Origin of the sequence: Providencia stuartii (assembly GCF_029277985.1) — a bacterium.
Classification (GTDB): Bacteria; Pseudomonadota; Gammaproteobacteria; order Enterobacterales; family Enterobacteriaceae; genus Providencia; species Providencia zhejiangensis.
This window is the reverse complement of the sequence record NZ_CP119546.1, coordinates 3,879,030-3,893,966: the sequence shown is the minus strand read 5'-3', so window position 1 is coordinate 3,893,966 and position 14,937 is coordinate 3,879,030. Positions and strand designations below refer to the sequence as shown.

Here is a 14,937-nt window from a genome sequence, read left to right as displayed (position 1 = left end):
GTTCACCTCATACTAAGCCATGCTCAGCGAAAGAGAAGATTTGCTGACCACCGATGATCAGATGGTCAAGTACTCGTACTTCAATTAGCTGCAATGCTTTTATTAATTGTTGCGTGATAGATTTATCCGCTTGGCTTGGCGTGATATCGCCTGACGGATGGTTGTGTGCAAAGATAACGGCAGCAGCATTAAAATGAAGTGCTCGTTTGACGACTTCACGAGGATAAACCTGTGTGCTGCTAATCGAGCCAGCAAACAGGGTTTCACTGCTTATCAACTGATTTTGTTGATTCAAGTAGAGCACAATAAACGCTTCACGCTCTAATGCTGACATTTTTAGCCGTAACCAATCCCTCACATTTTGCGTTGATGTAAAAGCAATACCCGGTTCACGCAGATACTTATCCAGTATGCTCAACGCACGTTTGATAGTACGTTGTTCATTAGGAAGCAGTGTTAAGGTATTCGTATAAGTATTGATACTCTCCATTGTTAATATCTCCATCATTACGAGGCTAGTTGAAGCATATTTTCAGCCATCACCCACAAGGCTCGGTTAAGCTTCACATCACCATCAATCCCATTCACTGAACGCGTGCGAGCGCGTTTACCTTTCGCATTTCTGCCTGATAATCCCCCTTTAATTAAATTTTCTTGCAAACGTTGGTACACCGTCCAAAGATCGTCCTTCTTATCTTCTACACGGCGTGGCTGTAATACTTGCGCTTCGGTCACAGGTTGATGCGCTTCACCATAACGATATGTGAGAGCAGATTGAGCAAAGATGTGTTGGGCTGGTGGCGGTAATAATAGGGACTGCATGGCATCACGTTGCTCATCCATGCGTTCAAATAGCCCTAACACTTCATAAGCCCCTTCAATCACTTTTTCCACCACATCGCCCTTGTGCGGTACACGCACCTCACCAAAGGTTTGTCCGCAAATTAAGCCATTCTGACAAACGAATCGGAACATCCCCGGTAACATCTGATAACTCGATGAGCCATCATGACTATTGAGTAAGATGATTTCAGGCACTAGGCTGCCCGTAATTTGGTCATGGCGTCTCAGCCGTAACAGATGCTTAGTATGATCACGACGGCTGTCATCTCGCACACGAGTCTGGCAAGCAAAGAACGGATAGAAGCCTTCTTTTTGAAGACTATCCAATAAGGTAATCGTAGGGATGTAAGTATATCGTTCACTGCGGGATTCGTGTTTGTTTTCACCAAAAACACTGGGTACAGTACGATACAGCTCTTCGGTAGTTAGCGGGCGGTCACGACGAATAGAGCAAGCATTGCCAAAACGGGAAGCTAAACGAGACATAGGGGTTCTCCTCAATAATTAAACTGATAAATCATTCGATAAATGGATTAAATGAAGATTGCTGGTGGGGGAAAGATAAAACCGTGACTGATAAATCAGTCTATAAGGCGAAAGATTTGTGCTTGCTCCGGATGCTGTATAGCGTAATCACGCAACAGGTAAAAATATTCCACCAGCACAGGGCTTTCGGTTTTAAATGACCAGATGCTATACACCATTAGACAGACTGCGATACCGGCTGCTTCAGGGCTTAACTCAGCTTCATTTCCGTTATGCGGGTTAAACATATGCAGGGAGGTTTCGAGCATATCAGGCCAGATAAATGCGCCGCCATTAGACAGCATACTGAACTCCCAGAAAGCACCTTGATAGACCTCACACATCTTATCCATCAGATTAAAGATATCGCCTTCAATACGTTGCCAGTCTGGCACAGTACCAAAGTAAAAACGCCAGAAGGTACTACGACCACGGGAATTGACGAGGTTGGTTTTGATAACCGTTGATTCTTGCTCTTGTAAGGTAAACATAATAGAACTCCAATTCAGTCGATATTGATAGACAGTAATAAACAAAAAAGCCCTACACCTTGCGGTGCAGAGCTTTCTCGAAATGATAGGTATATTGAGTATCATTTTTAGTGGCTCATTCTGATGATTGATTCACTAAAATAATATAGATATAAAAATAAATGTAAGTTAATTAATGGGTTAGTCTGATGATGCTTTTATAATGAATCAGATTCGGGGATCCCTTCATCTGCTAATTGATAACCGATGTTATTCACGACGGTTTTGGGATCTAGTTTAATCTCAACAAGGTGCTTTCCTGTCTCTACGGATCCTTTATAGACATTGAGTGTGCTAAAAGGCTGACCTTCTTCATTATGGCCGTCACTGACAAGATAGGTAGTATCACCATTACGGATAGTAAACTCACTGATGCTATAAAACCGATTACTTTGACTAGCAAATGAAGTTCTGTTTGCAGGTACAAAGATATCCATCTCTTTTTTTTCTACCCCCACCTTACCAAAAGAATAAGATACAGAAGGTGAAACAATGCAGATTTCAACTTCCTTCTTATGGTTCGCTGTTTGAGCATAAAACACAGGTTTAGCACAACGAGATAGATGAGCTTGGCGTAAATCCTTATGTGGAGTTGCATAGCTCAATGGAATAACTAATAAAGAAGTAAGAACAATTAACGGTAGTTGGATTGATCGTTTCATACATTTTCCTTTTCGTAGATACCCTGTCAGAATAACATAGTGGATCATAAATAATTCTACCATCATGACTATTAAGCAATATAATTTCCGGCACTTGGCTACCTGTAATTTGATCGTGGCGTCTCAGGCGCAACATATGCTTAGTATGATCGCGACGGCTTTCATCTCGCACACGAGTTTGGCATGCAAAAGAACAGATAAAAACCTTCTTTCTGTAAACTATCGAGTAAGGTATGTAGGAATATAAGTGCACTTTTCGCTACGAGATTCATATTTTTCTTCTGAAAACACACTGGGTACTGTGCGAAACAATTCTTCAATCGTTAATGGGCGGTCGCGACGGATACTATTTGCCGCACCAAAGCGGGATGCTAAGCGAGTCATAATGAATTTCCTTTAAAATAAAGTAGATAGATAAGAAGTCGGCGTAAATAAGGGCGAGGTTAATCGATTAAATGGAAAATAGCGGAACGTTCAGGATGTTGCGCCGCATAATCACGCAATTGATAAAAGCGATCGACGAGGGTGTCACTTTCCGTTTGAAAGGACCATAAACTGTACATCATCAAACACACAGCTATGCCCGCAGCTTCAGGACTGAGTTCCGCTTCGTTACCATTATGCGGATTGAATAGCGTAAGCTCCTCTTGATTCAAATCGGGATAAATAAAAGCGCCGCCATTAGATAAAGTGCAATATTCCCAATACCCGCCGTGGTAGTCCTCACAAAACTGGCCCATGGTAGTAAAAATCACCACTTCAAAGGTTGAAAAGCCTTTAACGGTGCCAAAATGAGTTTGCCAAAAATGCGTGCGCTGGCGGTTGGAAGCGGGTGTTGAGATGATGGGTTCAAGTGTCATAAAAAAGCCCTTTTGTGGATGTTACGAAATAAAAAAGGCAGACCGATTGGTCTGCCGTTATGTTGAATCTACATTGAAATAGTTGAGTTTTAGTGGTCACTAAATAGCCCGTTGAGTAGTCGTTCAATGGCTCCCCCCAATAAGGTTGTGCAAGCAAGCGTCGCCCCAAGTCGAGCCGCTTGAATTTCCGTGTCGGAATACTTGCCTTCAAGCGCAAGTTGTTCATTGACCGTCTTCTGGGCGTAGTAGGTGATAGACACCAGTGTCACAACACTCACAGAGGTAGCGATAAGTTTAAAAATGGACATAGATTACCCTTTAGTCAGGCGTTCATTGAATATGAACGCCGAATAGTGTGTGAAAACTCAGTATTGATATCGGGCGATATCCGGTTTTTGAAAGGATTGTGTTTGGTAGTAAAATAACGCTTTTGCTATTCCGTTAATAATTTGAGGGGTTTCAAGTTTACCTTGATACGCCCATGCGACGGCATCTGTTCTTGCTAAACGGCTCAATGTTTTTTCCATCATAGGGGTAAAATCCTCCTGCCCTTGTTTATCCTCTAGGTTATACAGAACATGCGTTAGAACAGGCTTTTCAGGGTTAACGAGGCTCCAAATAAAAACTTGGGTGATTGACCAGTCGTGTGCATTTTGTTGTGCACGTTTTAGGTCTGTGATGTATTGCTCCGTGATTTGAATGGCTTCATTTTGCTGGTGTCTAAATTGTGTTAACGCATTGGCATTGTGTTGCTGAAGCTCAGAGACCTTTTTCCGGAGCATTGCCTCGACATTTTCTGTTTGGTTTAACCACGGTAATAAATACAGGCTAACATCAGGGGCGTGGTCATTCAATGTCTCCGTTAACGTATTCCACGCTTTAAGCTGGCGCTCGGCTTCCTCTGACGGAGTATAACCGGCATTAAATGCAATTGGTGTCGTCATTGCATAGGGCTGGTCAACATTGCCTTTGAGCAATGACCAGTCATGTTGGGACAGTGTTGTGATGAGCTGTAAAACCTGTGTAAGTCTCTGCTCCTCAAGGGTTGAATCTGTTTTCGGTGTTTCCGCATTGGCAAAGCGCGGTATGAATTTAGTCATACCGTCTATTGCCGTTTGATACCAGTTATTTAAATCGTGGTTAATGGCGTTTTGTAATGCCCCTTTAGCTAACTGACACTTATAGACCACCAAGGGCCTTTCTTGTTCATCCGTTAAGGTTTCCCATGTTGGCGAAACACAATCTTTACGATGGTTGAGTACCCCACCGAGTGTGACACTGCGGTCGTAATCATAAATCAATCCTTGAACACGCAAAATGTCTTGGGAAACAGTCTTAGCAGTCGTTGAGGTTGCATCATCACATCCCAGCAAGAGTGCGCTGCTGATGCAGACGGTATAAAAAATAGTTTTCATCTTAATACCTTATAATTTAACGAGTGATTGAATATATTGGTAATGGGGCAAGGCTTGAATAAACGCCTCTTCACATAACCGTTGGTTGAGGTCTTCACGATAACGAAAGCCCCGCGCCGTCATGACCACGTCTTGCAAGGCCATCACATCAAAGACATGAATGTGCTCCGCGATATCAGCGGCGAGATACCAATGACCTTGGTAATAAATCAACTTATACGGGGCAACGTTCGTGATGTTTTTTCCTTGGTGGGTAAATTGCAGTAAACGCCGTTTTACAATGGCTTGTGTTAGAATATAAAAGCCCCCGAACAGCGAGGGACGCTGCTTAGGTGGCGTGTGGTAGACAATAAACGGTGAATCAATTGTTGGGTCGAGCAGAACCGTCAGCAGCTTCCTGTCTAAAGCCGGAAACAGTGAGGTAATATGCGTAATAGCCGCAAAGCGCAATATGTCCTTATCGGTACGAAAGGGACGCTGTGATGCTGCCAATCGATAGCCACCTTGGTGATATTCCAAGTCCAGATATTGAAGGCGCTCATTAAAGTCACGCCGTAGGGTACGAGTCGAGACATTGAGCTCTTCTGACAGCTCGGATAAATAAACGGTTTCCCCGCGAAATAATTGACTAATAATAAACGCCAACCGAGACGCAAGCCGGTCATGGCGAGACACAGAAGTCGACATGATGTTGTCCTTATTAAAATAGCTCCGGCAAGCGGATAGAATGGGATTGATAAACCTTATTGCGATAAGGCTTTTTGTCGTAAGTACGCCACAATGATGCAGGCGGGGACGGTGACCCGATAAGCGGGTCCCGCTAAGTCAGCGACAAGCCATGCAGAGCTCACAGCAAGACCAATCGGACCCGCAATCAAGGAAAGTGCTCGGTGTGCGGCAAAGAGTGTGCCAATGGTGGCAATCCCGCCGAGTGCATTAATCACGCCAATGGCTGAGAGTGTGGCCACTTCCAGCGCGGCAATGCCAGAGGTACGGATAGCCGCTTGAACCGCAATCAAAATCAGTTGAGGTGTGGGGTTGGTGAGGTTAAGTTGCATATCACGAGAGAAGGCTTGTAGCTCTTCTGTGGTCAGCTCATTTAAGCTTTTTTCTAATACTTTCAATAACAAATTTAATTCCAAGGTTTCGGTATTACCCTCCTTTGGATAATTGACATCAAGGTGGTCACAGACATCCTGTAAGATTTCACGGTACAACACGCCCTTATTGCCTCGAACGAGACTCATCAAACTGTTAGCTCCAAAGGCTTGCAACTCTGCCGCAATCGACATCCAATATTGCTGGTGCTCCGGATGGTAGAGTTGATATTCAGGCGAGCTGGTTAAGGTTTCAGTCCAACGCTTTTGTCCGTCTTTGCTGTCGTGAGTCAGTACAGACACAAGCAAGCCCAGTTCTTCATTGCTGCATTCACGTAAAAACGCTAAATCGGTATCTAATCGGTAAGTTGCCATCGGTGTTATTCCTCAGTTTGAAAAAGAGAACACTACGATAACAACCTCACCGGACAGGTTATGTCCGGCTATTTGACTTTTTTTCGGGGGAAAATGGAGGGGAAATGACAGGATATGTCCTTGAAAAACATTAAGTGATTGATATTTAAATTATTTCAATATCACAATAATACTGTATATCTGATTATTTTTTGATTGTGAACGATACAAAAGAAAGAGTACGTAACTTTATTTTTTCTTATGGCGTTTTGCTTTCATTGAATTTATACAGGCAACCCCGATACTGCGAGCTTTAGGCTGCTGATATGTTTGTTTCGCTAATCTAAACAAATACCCTTTAAATTGGATGGCGTTCATTTCATTTGTAAAATGATGGAATATCGTGTCGTCATTCCAGTCAGGATATAATATATGCAACATTGAAGTTTTATCTCGCTGCACACTTCTGACATATTTTTCCGTTTTTTGTTCATCAGAAGGCTCATTATTAATAGGTGTTAGATTATTTCTACTTCTCCGTTTATTGGCATCTTTAGTCCAAAAGAGCAAGCTTTCATACCCACCTTTATACGAATCTTTTGTTTGTGTTAAAAAAAGGATTTTCCCTTCTAATTGGTTTTTAAATAGAATAGAATTCCAAACCGATTTTATCTCATCAGTCATTCTATTATTGAACTTTCCATTTGAAATATATAAGTGAATACGAATGTATTTTTCATCAGAGGCGCTCACTTTTAGTGAAGTCCAAAAGTAACCTAATATATGTTCATTTAGCATAACTCGCGAACGAATATGGTTAAAAAAATCCGTCACACATTGCATTAAAGCGTTATCTTGCTTATCCTTATTATCCTTATTATCCTTATTATCCTTATTATCCTTATTATCCTTATTATCCTTATTATCCTTATTATCCTTATTATCCTTATTATCCTTATTATCCACTTTAATTGAAAAAATAAGATGCCCCGCATTTTTATTCCTTTTTATCATCGTTTGATGGTATTCATAAAGCCTATTAAAGATATTGTTTTTTTGATTCAAAGACCTTTTCAGTAAGGTTATAAATTTAGCGCCACCTAGGATTTTAATCTCACCATCGATGACACCTTCGTAGTTTGCATCAATAAAATCAATTAGATTTATTGATGTATTTGAGCCGGTGGGAAATCCACCATAGAGGACATATTCATCCGCCAACGCAACGATTTGTTCGTTGATTTTCTTAGTCCTTTCAATATTAATTCCATCATCTTTTTTGTCTAACAGTAAAAAATCAAAGTCGTTATACATCGATTTGAGTGACATTCTTATCTCCCTAGTCTGCTCAATTACATACTGCCTCATCATACAAGTTAGTCTGCTATTATAATACAAGTTAGTATTACATATAGATACAAGTTAATTTACCTCTACTGCCGCATGGTTTTCAGCGGATAAGTTTGTATCATTAAAGCCAGGATGGTTTGAATCAATAAACTAGGCGTTTCGCATGCAAGTAGTGTCGTTTTTATATTATTAGATGTGAGATATGTTAGTAAAGCAGTAGCGATTATAGCTCTAGACTAAATCTAATACTTATCGCCCCCTCAGCAATCATCATACACTTTGACTAAAAAGTCATCAATAGGAGGCAATAGAAGCTCGTTTAATGATAAAAAAGATCGTTCATTAGCATTATTAATAATTACATGTGGTACATAAAAACTGCTTCACTGTGAATGTTTCGCCAAGTTTAAACACCATTTGCATTATTTATTCGAATAGGCTCCTAAGTTTCATGTTTATATCTAAATAATATGGCCTAAGTTAAATTATCCCATCTACCTCATTTTTATTTCGTGGAGACGAGTAGTACCATTCTTTTTTATTTTACATCGAAATATGAACAAACATTCGGATTGCATAGCTTTTTAATTTAGTTCATTATAGCCATGAATTCCCACTATAGGTGATAGTAGATAAAAAAACAGACTGAGCACCGAGTTTAATATCAAAGCAGCATACCCAAAACAACCAAAACTGGCATATAAAAATTAGTGCGTGTCTTACGTCTATATTGGTGAATAGAAATGATTGTCTAGATGTTAAAGTTAACAATACCTAACTTAATTTATTCATTGAGTTAAAGATTGTATTGTTATCACAAAAATAACGTGAATTTCTTATTAAAAAAAGACTAACTTTCACCTCTGATAACTAAGTGATTAAGCCATTATTTTGTGTGTAGGGTGCACTTTCGTGTTTAACTGGTCTTAAAATAATGGGGATTAATCTAGGATTATTATATTATTATATTATTATATTATAACAACATTACAATTGCAGAGTCATTACAATAATAATTAACTATTGCGATTAAATATAACTAATCATTCCATTTATAAATAAGCCACATGACAACGAGAGTGATTAAATACACAACAACTCCGGTATTGAGACGCTGTATTATAATGCTTAATTGCAATATGAAACGAAAGGGTAATAATCTCCTATCCAGTTAATCTCTGACTCTCTTGTTCGATTACAAGGTAATTAGGTTCGTCACCTAATGACGCAATATCATCGCGTGGCTGACATAACCCGAGTCGAAGATATAATGTCACCTTGCTACTATTGCTCCTTAAGACCAAAATTACCTACAGGCTCTAACCTTACTCAGCTTACAGAACGCCATGCTATCTTAGTACGCTGTGTTTTATTGTTTATAAACATATTGGGTTATGCTATCAGTCCCCATTGACTACCAAAGTCAATGTAATCGCTCCAAAGCAAAGTCCCTTTGCTGATGATCGCTTCCCAACCATTTGTAATCAAAAATTAAAAATAACTCCCCTGCCTGATGATACGAACCTTTATTTGATCGCAGGTAACTAAAATGACAAATCGTGCACTTCACTTAAATCAAGTTGTTCTCTCAACTACGTTTGAACATGACTGTTTAACGCTCACTCGAGACCACTCACTGCGTGAGCTGGTGTCTCTACTCATGGGTAATATTAAACACCTTTCAAAACATCTAACTCATAAATTAGATTTATATAAAGGCATTCCTTTGTCGCCTAATAACCCACGCTTAAAACTCACCTCGGCATCCCCCAAAGGTGAGCTCTTTTTAGAAACGCTCAAGTTCACCCGTTACATTCAATCAATGAAAATATCGCAAATACAGTGCTTGCATCCCACTCTTGTGCTCTTGGTCTCTCTTGTTAACAAATACCGTCTGAGTGAGATACTGATAGACAAAGATAAATACTGGCTGGCTGATACCCCTGAACACGTTCAGTGGCTTAACGAGGCCTTCCATGAGTTCCAAAGCACGTTAAAGAGCCCTGACTACAAAAAGCAAGTCCGAATCTTCGAGCAAGGCGCTCAGAAGAATTACAGACGAGCTCAGCAATACATTGACTCGTTGTATCAACGTTACTCCAAACTGTTAGTTGTACGAGTAGATCTGTCTTACAAAAGTGGTATTTGCCACAGAGTCAGAGCTCACCACCTGCGCCAGCATCGCCAAGCCCTGTACAAAGCCATTAATAGCAACCCACTCTTTTCACACTGTGTCGGGTATATCTTGAAATTGGAATTCGGCATGGAAAAAGGCTTCCACTACCACGCTTTGTTTTTCTTTAACGGTCAAAAAGTGAGGCAGGACATCACGCTGGGTAAACTCATTGGTGAACTCTGGCAAGAACGTATTACAGAGTGGGCGGGTTTGTACTTTAACTGCAATTACCAAAAAGAAAAGTATCGTGAACTGGGGATTGGTTTACTAAAACGTACTGATGCGGAGAGTAAGAAAGGGTTACTCAATGCGGTAAGGTATTTATGTAAAGCCGATGCATGGGTCCGTCTGGCTGTGCCTGAACTTAAACGCACCTTTTGGCGAGGCGAAATCAAACCGAGAAAACGCCAGTAGTTAGCAACCAAATTATTTTTTACACATCCGGTTAATGATGTGGAGTGATATCCACATCCCATTTTTCGATATCGCTCCTGCTTTTTATCCACATTAAAAACAGGAGTTTTACCATGAGCACGCAAACTGAAAATATTGCATTACTTGATGACCAATTCATTGACATGAAATTTATCACCGCACTAACGGGGTTAACGGATAAGTGGTTCTACAAATTAATCCAAGAGGGTGAGTTCCCCAAACCCATCAAGTTTGGTCGCATGTCGCGCTGGTTAAAAAGTGAAGTCGTACAGTGGTTACAAGCACGCATTGATGAATCGAGAGGAGCCAACACAACTCTTGAATCCTAAGGCGCTAGAGCTAGTCGCCGTGTATTTTCCATAGCCATACCGCCCATAACTTACTAACTCAATTTCAACCACACCTGGTGCGATTGAATGCGCTCTAGGCAAAGCTACGCCCTAAACATACGAACCTGACTCGATACGCATGCAGGCACAGCTCAGTGGTCTTCTAAGTTTCAAGGTGGGTTGCCGAGTGTGGATCCTGAATGTTGGGTACTCAGAACGTTTAGTTTAAATTTTACAGAAGGAGCACACCCATGCTTAAATTACATGAAGTCAAAATGTCGCTAGCCTTAACGCAGAACAATCGTTTCGCGGGAGCCACCCAAGAACTGAGTTATTCACGAGAAAACTATTACTGTGCTCACTGCGGTGAGCCCGTCACACTGCACAAGACGCCAACGGAGTCATGGTTTACCCATTCTGATCCTCAGAGCGCAGAGCACTGTCCGCGGGTTATCAGTAAGATCAAGAGCTTAGAAGACAAGGCACGACTGAGCACACAGGTTCGATCAGTTTCACCAATATTAAAGGTCACGAATTGGTTTTGTGTGCAGTGTCGTGAGTATTTTACAAACAATCAAAAATGTTGCCCGAAGTGCCATGAGGGGATTTGGTGTATTCCTGCCCAGAATGTAACAGAGGAACATCAGCCTAAAACAGAAAAATCGTTTCCATTATGACCTTTTAATGCTCATGGTGTTAGGTTAATCAATCACGCTTTCGCTAAATGTGACCACGGTACTGCCACCAAAATTAAGCCTACCCTGATAAGCTCACCGAAGAAGAGGAGTTAAGGCTGAATTTTCATATCGAGGAACGGCTGTTACGCTACCACACACGGCCAATAATTATTTATCGCCAATGATGTATGAAAATTCCTTAAGAAAAGTGTCCTGATTTAGTTGCGCAGAACAGACTGATCTGCTTAAATCAAACAGGACACTTTAATAATGGAATATAATCCAATTATTGAGGTGTTAAATGAAAAAACGAACAAACAGGTTTTATACTACTGAGTTTAAGCAAGAAGCGGTCGCATTAGTCACCGAACAAGGTTATAGCGTCCCAAAAGTGGCAGCTTCATTAGGGATCACCGATAAATTACTTTATAACTGGAAAGCAAAATTCGACGCTGAGCAATCTGGTAGCAGCTTGAATTCCGATGAGAGAGCTGAGCTATTAAGACTTCGAAAGGAAAATAAAGAACTTAGGATGGAGAAAGAGATCTTAAAAAAGCCTGGCCCTCTAGCTAAAGGAAACCAAGTAGCGTTTAAAACGATTAAGAGCCTATCTCAATAGGAGCTAAATTCATGAACTTACCCAGCTATATCAATGCTTAAAAGTCAGGCTGTATAAGGTTTTGGTTATATCGATAATATATTTTCTATGCGGTATTAATCCCTATTGAGATAGGCTCTTAGTTAACAACTATCTTACTCGAGCTTATTTAGGTATAATAGCCAAAATTAGTTGAGTAAATTAAAAATTATCAGTGAACAGGTAGCTGTAAGCCCGGGGCGGTAGCGTGCCAAAATCATGAGATAACCACTTTTAGAGTTCTCATTTTAACAATCAAAATACGATCTGTTACTCCAAGATGAAAATATTAGTTACTGGTGGTGCAGGCTTTATTGGTTCTGCGGTTGTTCGTCATATTATTAATAATACCAATGACGCTATTATTAATGTCGACAAACTAACTTATGCAGGAAATTTAGAGTCGCTTAACTCTGTTTGTGAAAATAATCGCTATACATTTATTCAAGCAGATATTTGTGATGCAAAATTAGAGCCTATCCCAAAAGGAATTACCGTATAATATAATGAATACGATAATTCCTGAGGGCAACGTATGGCAGGCAGCAAGTGGCAAATTAGCGATGAACTCTGGGATAAAATGGCTCCACTTATTCCAGAACATAAAACTCACCATCCGCTGGGGACACATCGCAGACGCGTCGATAATCGAGGTGCAATGAACGCCATTTTCCTTGTACTTAGAACAGGTTGCTAGTGGAATGCGTTGAATGGGATGGGTATCTGTTCATCAAGTTCAGCCCATCGCCGCTTTCAGGAGTGGCGTGATGCCGGCGTTTTTGAGCGGTTCTGGCAAAACGGATTACTGGCCAGTGAAAAGCTGAATGGGATTGACTGGTCATGGTTGTCAATGGACGGTTGCATGACCAAATCACCGCTGGCTGGTACAAAAAAACAGGCCGTAATCCAACAGACCGGGGAAAACAAGGCGTAAAACGCAGCCTGATGACCGATGCGAACGGATTGCCCCTCTCTGTGGTGGTAGCGGGAGCGAATACGCACGGCATAAAACTGGTTGCAGATACACTCGATGACCTCCAGACAGGAAAGACGGGCAAAAATCTACGCCTGTGTATGGATAAAGGCTATGAAGCGGAATGATTGGGATCGTATCTGAAAAGTCGTCGCTATGAACCTCATATCCAGTCACGGAAGGATGAATCAGAAGCCATCAAAAACACGGATTTTAAGGCCCACCGCTGGGTTGTTGAGAGAACACACAGTTGGATGAATCGCTACCGTCGTGTTCTGACTCGTTGGGAGAAGAAGGTCGAGAATTATGAGGCGATGCTGCATTTTGCCTGTGGTATCGATTGTCTGGAATAAAACCCTATTGGGATGGGTTCTTAAGTTAGTTATTTCCTCTATTAAAAATAATAATTCTAACTTTTATTCAGTTCTATATAAGTACATATCTTGAAACCTTATCTCATAAGAGAAAAAGCATATATCCCTAGTAAAAATCAACCATATTATAATCAAATGAGAATAAAAAACTCTTTAGCTAATAGTGCATATTCTGTCGTTAATTTATTATTATTAACAATATTCAAAATAGTATATAGAACCGTTTTTATAAAAACGCTTGGGGAAGAATACTTAGGTATTAATGCTGCCATGACAAATATAATAGCAGTGCTATCCCTTGCTGAATTAGGTTTTTCACAAGCGATAGCTTATTTATTATACAGTCCTCTATCAAGCAAAAATAACGGAAAAACACTCGCTTATATAAATTATTTTAAGAAAATATATTTATATATTGGCTTGTTTGTTATTTTTACGGGCATAATTCTATTACCGTTTTTGAATAAAATCATACCAGCAAATATAAACAGCACCGAGTTAAATATTATCTTTATATTGTTTATCGCAAATAGTAGTATTAGTTATTTTTGGAGTTACAAAAGAACATTAATTATTGCGGATCAAAAAAACTATAAGATTATACCAACTATTACGCTTTATCAAGCAATAGATTTAGTAGTTAAATCTATTGTTCTATTTTTAACAAAAGACTTTATTTTTATCTTATTATTACAATTAATAATTAAACTAATGGAAAACTATTTCGTTAATAAAAAGATAAATGAAATATATAAAATTATATTTTCCGAAAATGAAAATATCTTGACTAAAAAAGAAATAAAAATAATAAAAGAGAAAACTATTGCAACTTTTTATCATAAAATTGGTGATGTATTTGTTAATAACACTGAAAATATAGTTATTTCAGCCTTTGTTGGTGTTGCTATTTTAGGTGTTTATTCAAATTATACCATGCTAATAGCTCTCTTAGCATCATTTGTATCTGTTGGTTTTAATAGTATAATTTCAAGTTTTGGAAATTTAATTATAGAAAAAAAAGAAAAAAGTGAAGAAAATTTTTATATTATACAATTAATATCTATTTATATATTTGGACTTATAGCCCTCAACATTTATACACAAATAAATAGTATTATATATATTTGGATTGGTGAAAACTATATTTTATCGAATAATATAGTTTTATTATTGACAATAAATTTCTTTATAGTGGGAATAAGAATGCCAATTCTTATTGCTAAGTCAGCAGGTGGCGTTTTCGAAAAAGATAAGTATGCGCCTTTGTGTGAAGGTATAATAAGTCTAATTATAGCATTATTGTTAGTTCATAGATATGGGATAGCAGGTGTTTTGATCGGAAAATTAATTGCTGTGGTTCTAGTTCCTCTTTGGATACAACCATATATTACATATAAATATATATTTTCAAGTAATATTTTTAACTACATAATAAACATATGTAAAATCCTAAGTTTATTTATAATCTCATTATTATTATCTATATTCGTTTTATATTACATTGATATATATATGATATCCACAACCCTAACAACATTAATTACAAAGATAATTATAGTTTCGATAATCTACAGTTTATCTTTTATTATTTTAAATGTCAGGAATTTAGCATTTATAGCTCTAACAAAAAAAATAAAAAACTTATTAAAAATGTAATGGGTTTTTCATTTATTCAATATTTTCAATAATAACTTATTTAT

The 14,937-nt window shown here is 39.0% G+C and carries 15 protein-coding genes and 3 pseudogenes; 7 read left to right on the top strand and 11 right to left on the bottom strand.

Features of this window, described 5'->3' with window-relative positions:
• Positions 1 to 7: 7 nt before the first annotated feature.
• The 11 genes and pseudogenes from P2E05_RS17625 to P2E05_RS17575 all read right to left on the bottom strand — a co-directional run bounded on the left by P2E05_RS17625 (position 8) and on the right by P2E05_RS17575 (position 7,615).
• Positions 8 to 490: a JAB domain-containing protein gene (locus P2E05_RS17625; RefSeq protein ID WP_101495227.1), complete on the bottom strand. Its 483-nt coding sequence runs from the start codon at positions 488 to 490 to the stop codon at positions 8 to 10.
• Positions 491 to 507: 17 nt separating this feature from the next.
• Complete coding sequence (locus P2E05_RS17620) at positions 508 to 1,329, bottom strand: DUF932 domain-containing protein (protein ID WP_212552146.1); 822 nt, start codon at positions 1,327 to 1,329, stop codon at positions 508 to 510.
• 95 nt (positions 1,330 to 1,424) lie between these two features.
• Positions 1,425 to 1,859: an antirestriction protein gene (locus P2E05_RS17615; RefSeq protein ID WP_276122932.1), complete on the bottom strand. Its 435-nt coding sequence runs from the start codon at positions 1,857 to 1,859 to the stop codon at positions 1,425 to 1,427.
• Between the two features lie 197 nt (positions 1,860 to 2,056).
• A complete protein-coding gene (locus P2E05_RS17610; protein ID WP_232006113.1) occupies positions 2,057 to 2,560 on the bottom strand; it encodes a hypothetical protein in 504 nt (167 codons plus the stop codon).
• Positions 2,561 to 2,597: 37 nt separating this feature from the next.
• Positions 2,598 to 2,944 (bottom strand): annotated as a pseudogene (locus tag P2E05_RS17605) (DUF932 domain-containing protein); the annotation flags it as partial.
• 59 nt (positions 2,945 to 3,003) lie between these two features.
• On the bottom strand, positions 3,004 to 3,420 hold the full coding sequence (locus tag P2E05_RS17600; protein ID WP_181488654.1) for an antirestriction protein: 417 nt from the start codon (positions 3,418 to 3,420) through the stop codon (positions 3,004 to 3,006).
• Positions 3,421 to 3,509: 89 nt separating this feature from the next.
• The gene (locus P2E05_RS17595; RefSeq protein ID WP_109912629.1) at positions 3,510 to 3,728 is read right to left on the bottom strand and encodes a hypothetical protein; all 219 of its coding nucleotides are present in this window, start codon (positions 3,726 to 3,728) and stop codon (positions 3,510 to 3,512) included.
• 57 nt (positions 3,729 to 3,785) lie between these two features.
• The gene (locus P2E05_RS17590; RefSeq protein WP_276122931.1) at positions 3,786 to 4,835 is read right to left on the bottom strand and encodes a hypothetical protein; all 1,050 of its coding nucleotides are present in this window, start codon (positions 4,833 to 4,835) and stop codon (positions 3,786 to 3,788) included.
• Positions 4,836 to 4,844: 9 nt separating this feature from the next.
• Positions 4,845 to 5,522, bottom strand: coding sequence for a helix-turn-helix transcriptional regulator (locus P2E05_RS17585; protein ID WP_181488650.1), 678 nt, complete (start codon positions 5,520 to 5,522; stop codon positions 4,845 to 4,847).
• 56 nt (positions 5,523 to 5,578) lie between these two features.
• Entirely contained in the window at positions 5,579 to 6,307 is a 729-nt protein-coding gene (locus P2E05_RS17580) for a DUF3944 domain-containing protein (protein ID WP_181488648.1), read from the bottom strand.
• Between the two features lie 228 nt (positions 6,308 to 6,535).
• Complete coding sequence (locus P2E05_RS17575) at positions 6,536 to 7,615, bottom strand: hypothetical protein (protein ID WP_276122930.1); 1,080 nt, start codon at positions 7,613 to 7,615, stop codon at positions 6,536 to 6,538.
• 1,570 nt (positions 7,616 to 9,185) lie between these two features.
• Between P2E05_RS17575 and P2E05_RS17570 the strand changes: the two genes are divergently transcribed.
• From P2E05_RS17570 to P2E05_RS17540, 7 genes and pseudogenes are all read left to right on the top strand, one after another.
• Positions 9,186 to 10,226: a YagK/YfjJ domain-containing protein gene (locus tag P2E05_RS17570; protein WP_276122928.1), complete on the top strand. Its 1,041-nt coding sequence runs from the start codon at positions 9,186 to 9,188 to the stop codon at positions 10,224 to 10,226.
• Positions 10,227 to 10,339: 113 nt separating this feature from the next.
• Positions 10,340 to 10,576 (top strand): helix-turn-helix transcriptional regulator, encoded by a 237-nt coding sequence (locus P2E05_RS17565; protein WP_071547783.1) that lies wholly within the window; start codon positions 10,340 to 10,342, stop codon positions 10,574 to 10,576.
• 251 nt (positions 10,577 to 10,827) lie between these two features.
• Entirely contained in the window at positions 10,828 to 11,253 is a 426-nt protein-coding gene (locus P2E05_RS17560; RefSeq protein WP_276122927.1) for a putative zinc ribbon protein, read from the top strand.
• Between the two features lie 301 nt (positions 11,254 to 11,554).
• Entirely contained in the window at positions 11,555 to 11,872 is a 318-nt protein-coding gene (locus tag P2E05_RS17555; protein WP_269616070.1) for a transposase, read from the top strand.
• A 298-nt stretch (positions 11,873 to 12,170) separates the two neighbouring features.
• A pseudogene (locus P2E05_RS17550) lies at positions 12,171 to 12,356 on the top strand (NAD-dependent epimerase/dehydratase family protein); the annotation flags it as partial.
• Between the two features lie 69 nt (positions 12,357 to 12,425).
• Positions 12,426 to 13,229 (top strand): annotated as a pseudogene (locus P2E05_RS17545) (IS5 family transposase); the annotation flags it as partial.
• A gap of 77 nt (positions 13,230 to 13,306) precedes the next feature.
• Positions 13,307 to 14,893 carry a hypothetical protein gene (locus P2E05_RS17540; protein ID WP_249890701.1) on the top strand — a complete coding sequence of 529 codons (1,587 nt, stop codon included), beginning with the start codon at positions 13,307 to 13,309 and terminating at the stop codon, positions 14,891 to 14,893.
• Positions 14,894 to 14,937: the final 44 nt, after the last annotated feature.

What these genes read in the sequence shown, in the direction of transcription:
- P2E05_RS17625 (WP_101495227.1), bottom strand. Translation starts at nt 490, where the DNA reads ATGGAGAGTATCAATACTTATACGAATACCTTAACACTGCTTCCTAAT.
- P2E05_RS17620 (WP_212552146.1), bottom strand. Translation starts at nt 1,329, where the DNA reads ATGTCTCGTTTAGCTTCCCGTTTTGGCAATGCTTGCTCTATTCGTCGT.
- P2E05_RS17615 (WP_276122932.1), bottom strand. Translation starts at nt 1,859, where the DNA reads ATGTTTACCTTACAAGAGCAAGAATCAACGGTTATCAAAACCAACCTC.
- P2E05_RS17610 (WP_232006113.1), bottom strand. Translation starts at nt 2,560, where the DNA reads ATGAAACGATCAATCCAACTACCGTTAATTGTTCTTACTTCTTTATTA.
- P2E05_RS17600 (WP_181488654.1), bottom strand. Translation starts at nt 3,420, where the DNA reads ATGACACTTGAACCCATCATCTCAACACCCGCTTCCAACCGCCAGCGC.
- P2E05_RS17595 (WP_109912629.1), bottom strand. Translation starts at nt 3,728, where the DNA reads ATGTCCATTTTTAAACTTATCGCTACCTCTGTGAGTGTTGTGACACTG.
- P2E05_RS17590 (WP_276122931.1), bottom strand. Translation starts at nt 4,835, where the DNA reads ATGAAAACTATTTTTTATACCGTCTGCATCAGCAGCGCACTCTTGCTG.
- P2E05_RS17585 (WP_181488650.1), bottom strand. Translation starts at nt 5,522, where the DNA reads ATGTCGACTTCTGTGTCTCGCCATGACCGGCTTGCGTCTCGGTTGGCG.
- P2E05_RS17580 (WP_181488648.1), bottom strand. Translation starts at nt 6,307, where the DNA reads ATGGCAACTTACCGATTAGATACCGATTTAGCGTTTTTACGTGAATGC.
- P2E05_RS17575 (WP_276122930.1), bottom strand. Translation starts at nt 7,615, where the DNA reads ATGTCACTCAAATCGATGTATAACGACTTTGATTTTTTACTGTTAGAC.
- P2E05_RS17570 (WP_276122928.1), top strand. Translation starts at nt 9,186, where the DNA reads ATGACAAATCGTGCACTTCACTTAAATCAAGTTGTTCTCTCAACTACG.
- P2E05_RS17565 (WP_071547783.1), top strand. Translation starts at nt 10,340, where the DNA reads ATGAGCACGCAAACTGAAAATATTGCATTACTTGATGACCAATTCATT.
- P2E05_RS17560 (WP_276122927.1), top strand. Translation starts at nt 10,828, where the DNA reads ATGCTTAAATTACATGAAGTCAAAATGTCGCTAGCCTTAACGCAGAAC.
- P2E05_RS17555 (WP_269616070.1), top strand. Translation starts at nt 11,555, where the DNA reads ATGAAAAAACGAACAAACAGGTTTTATACTACTGAGTTTAAGCAAGAA.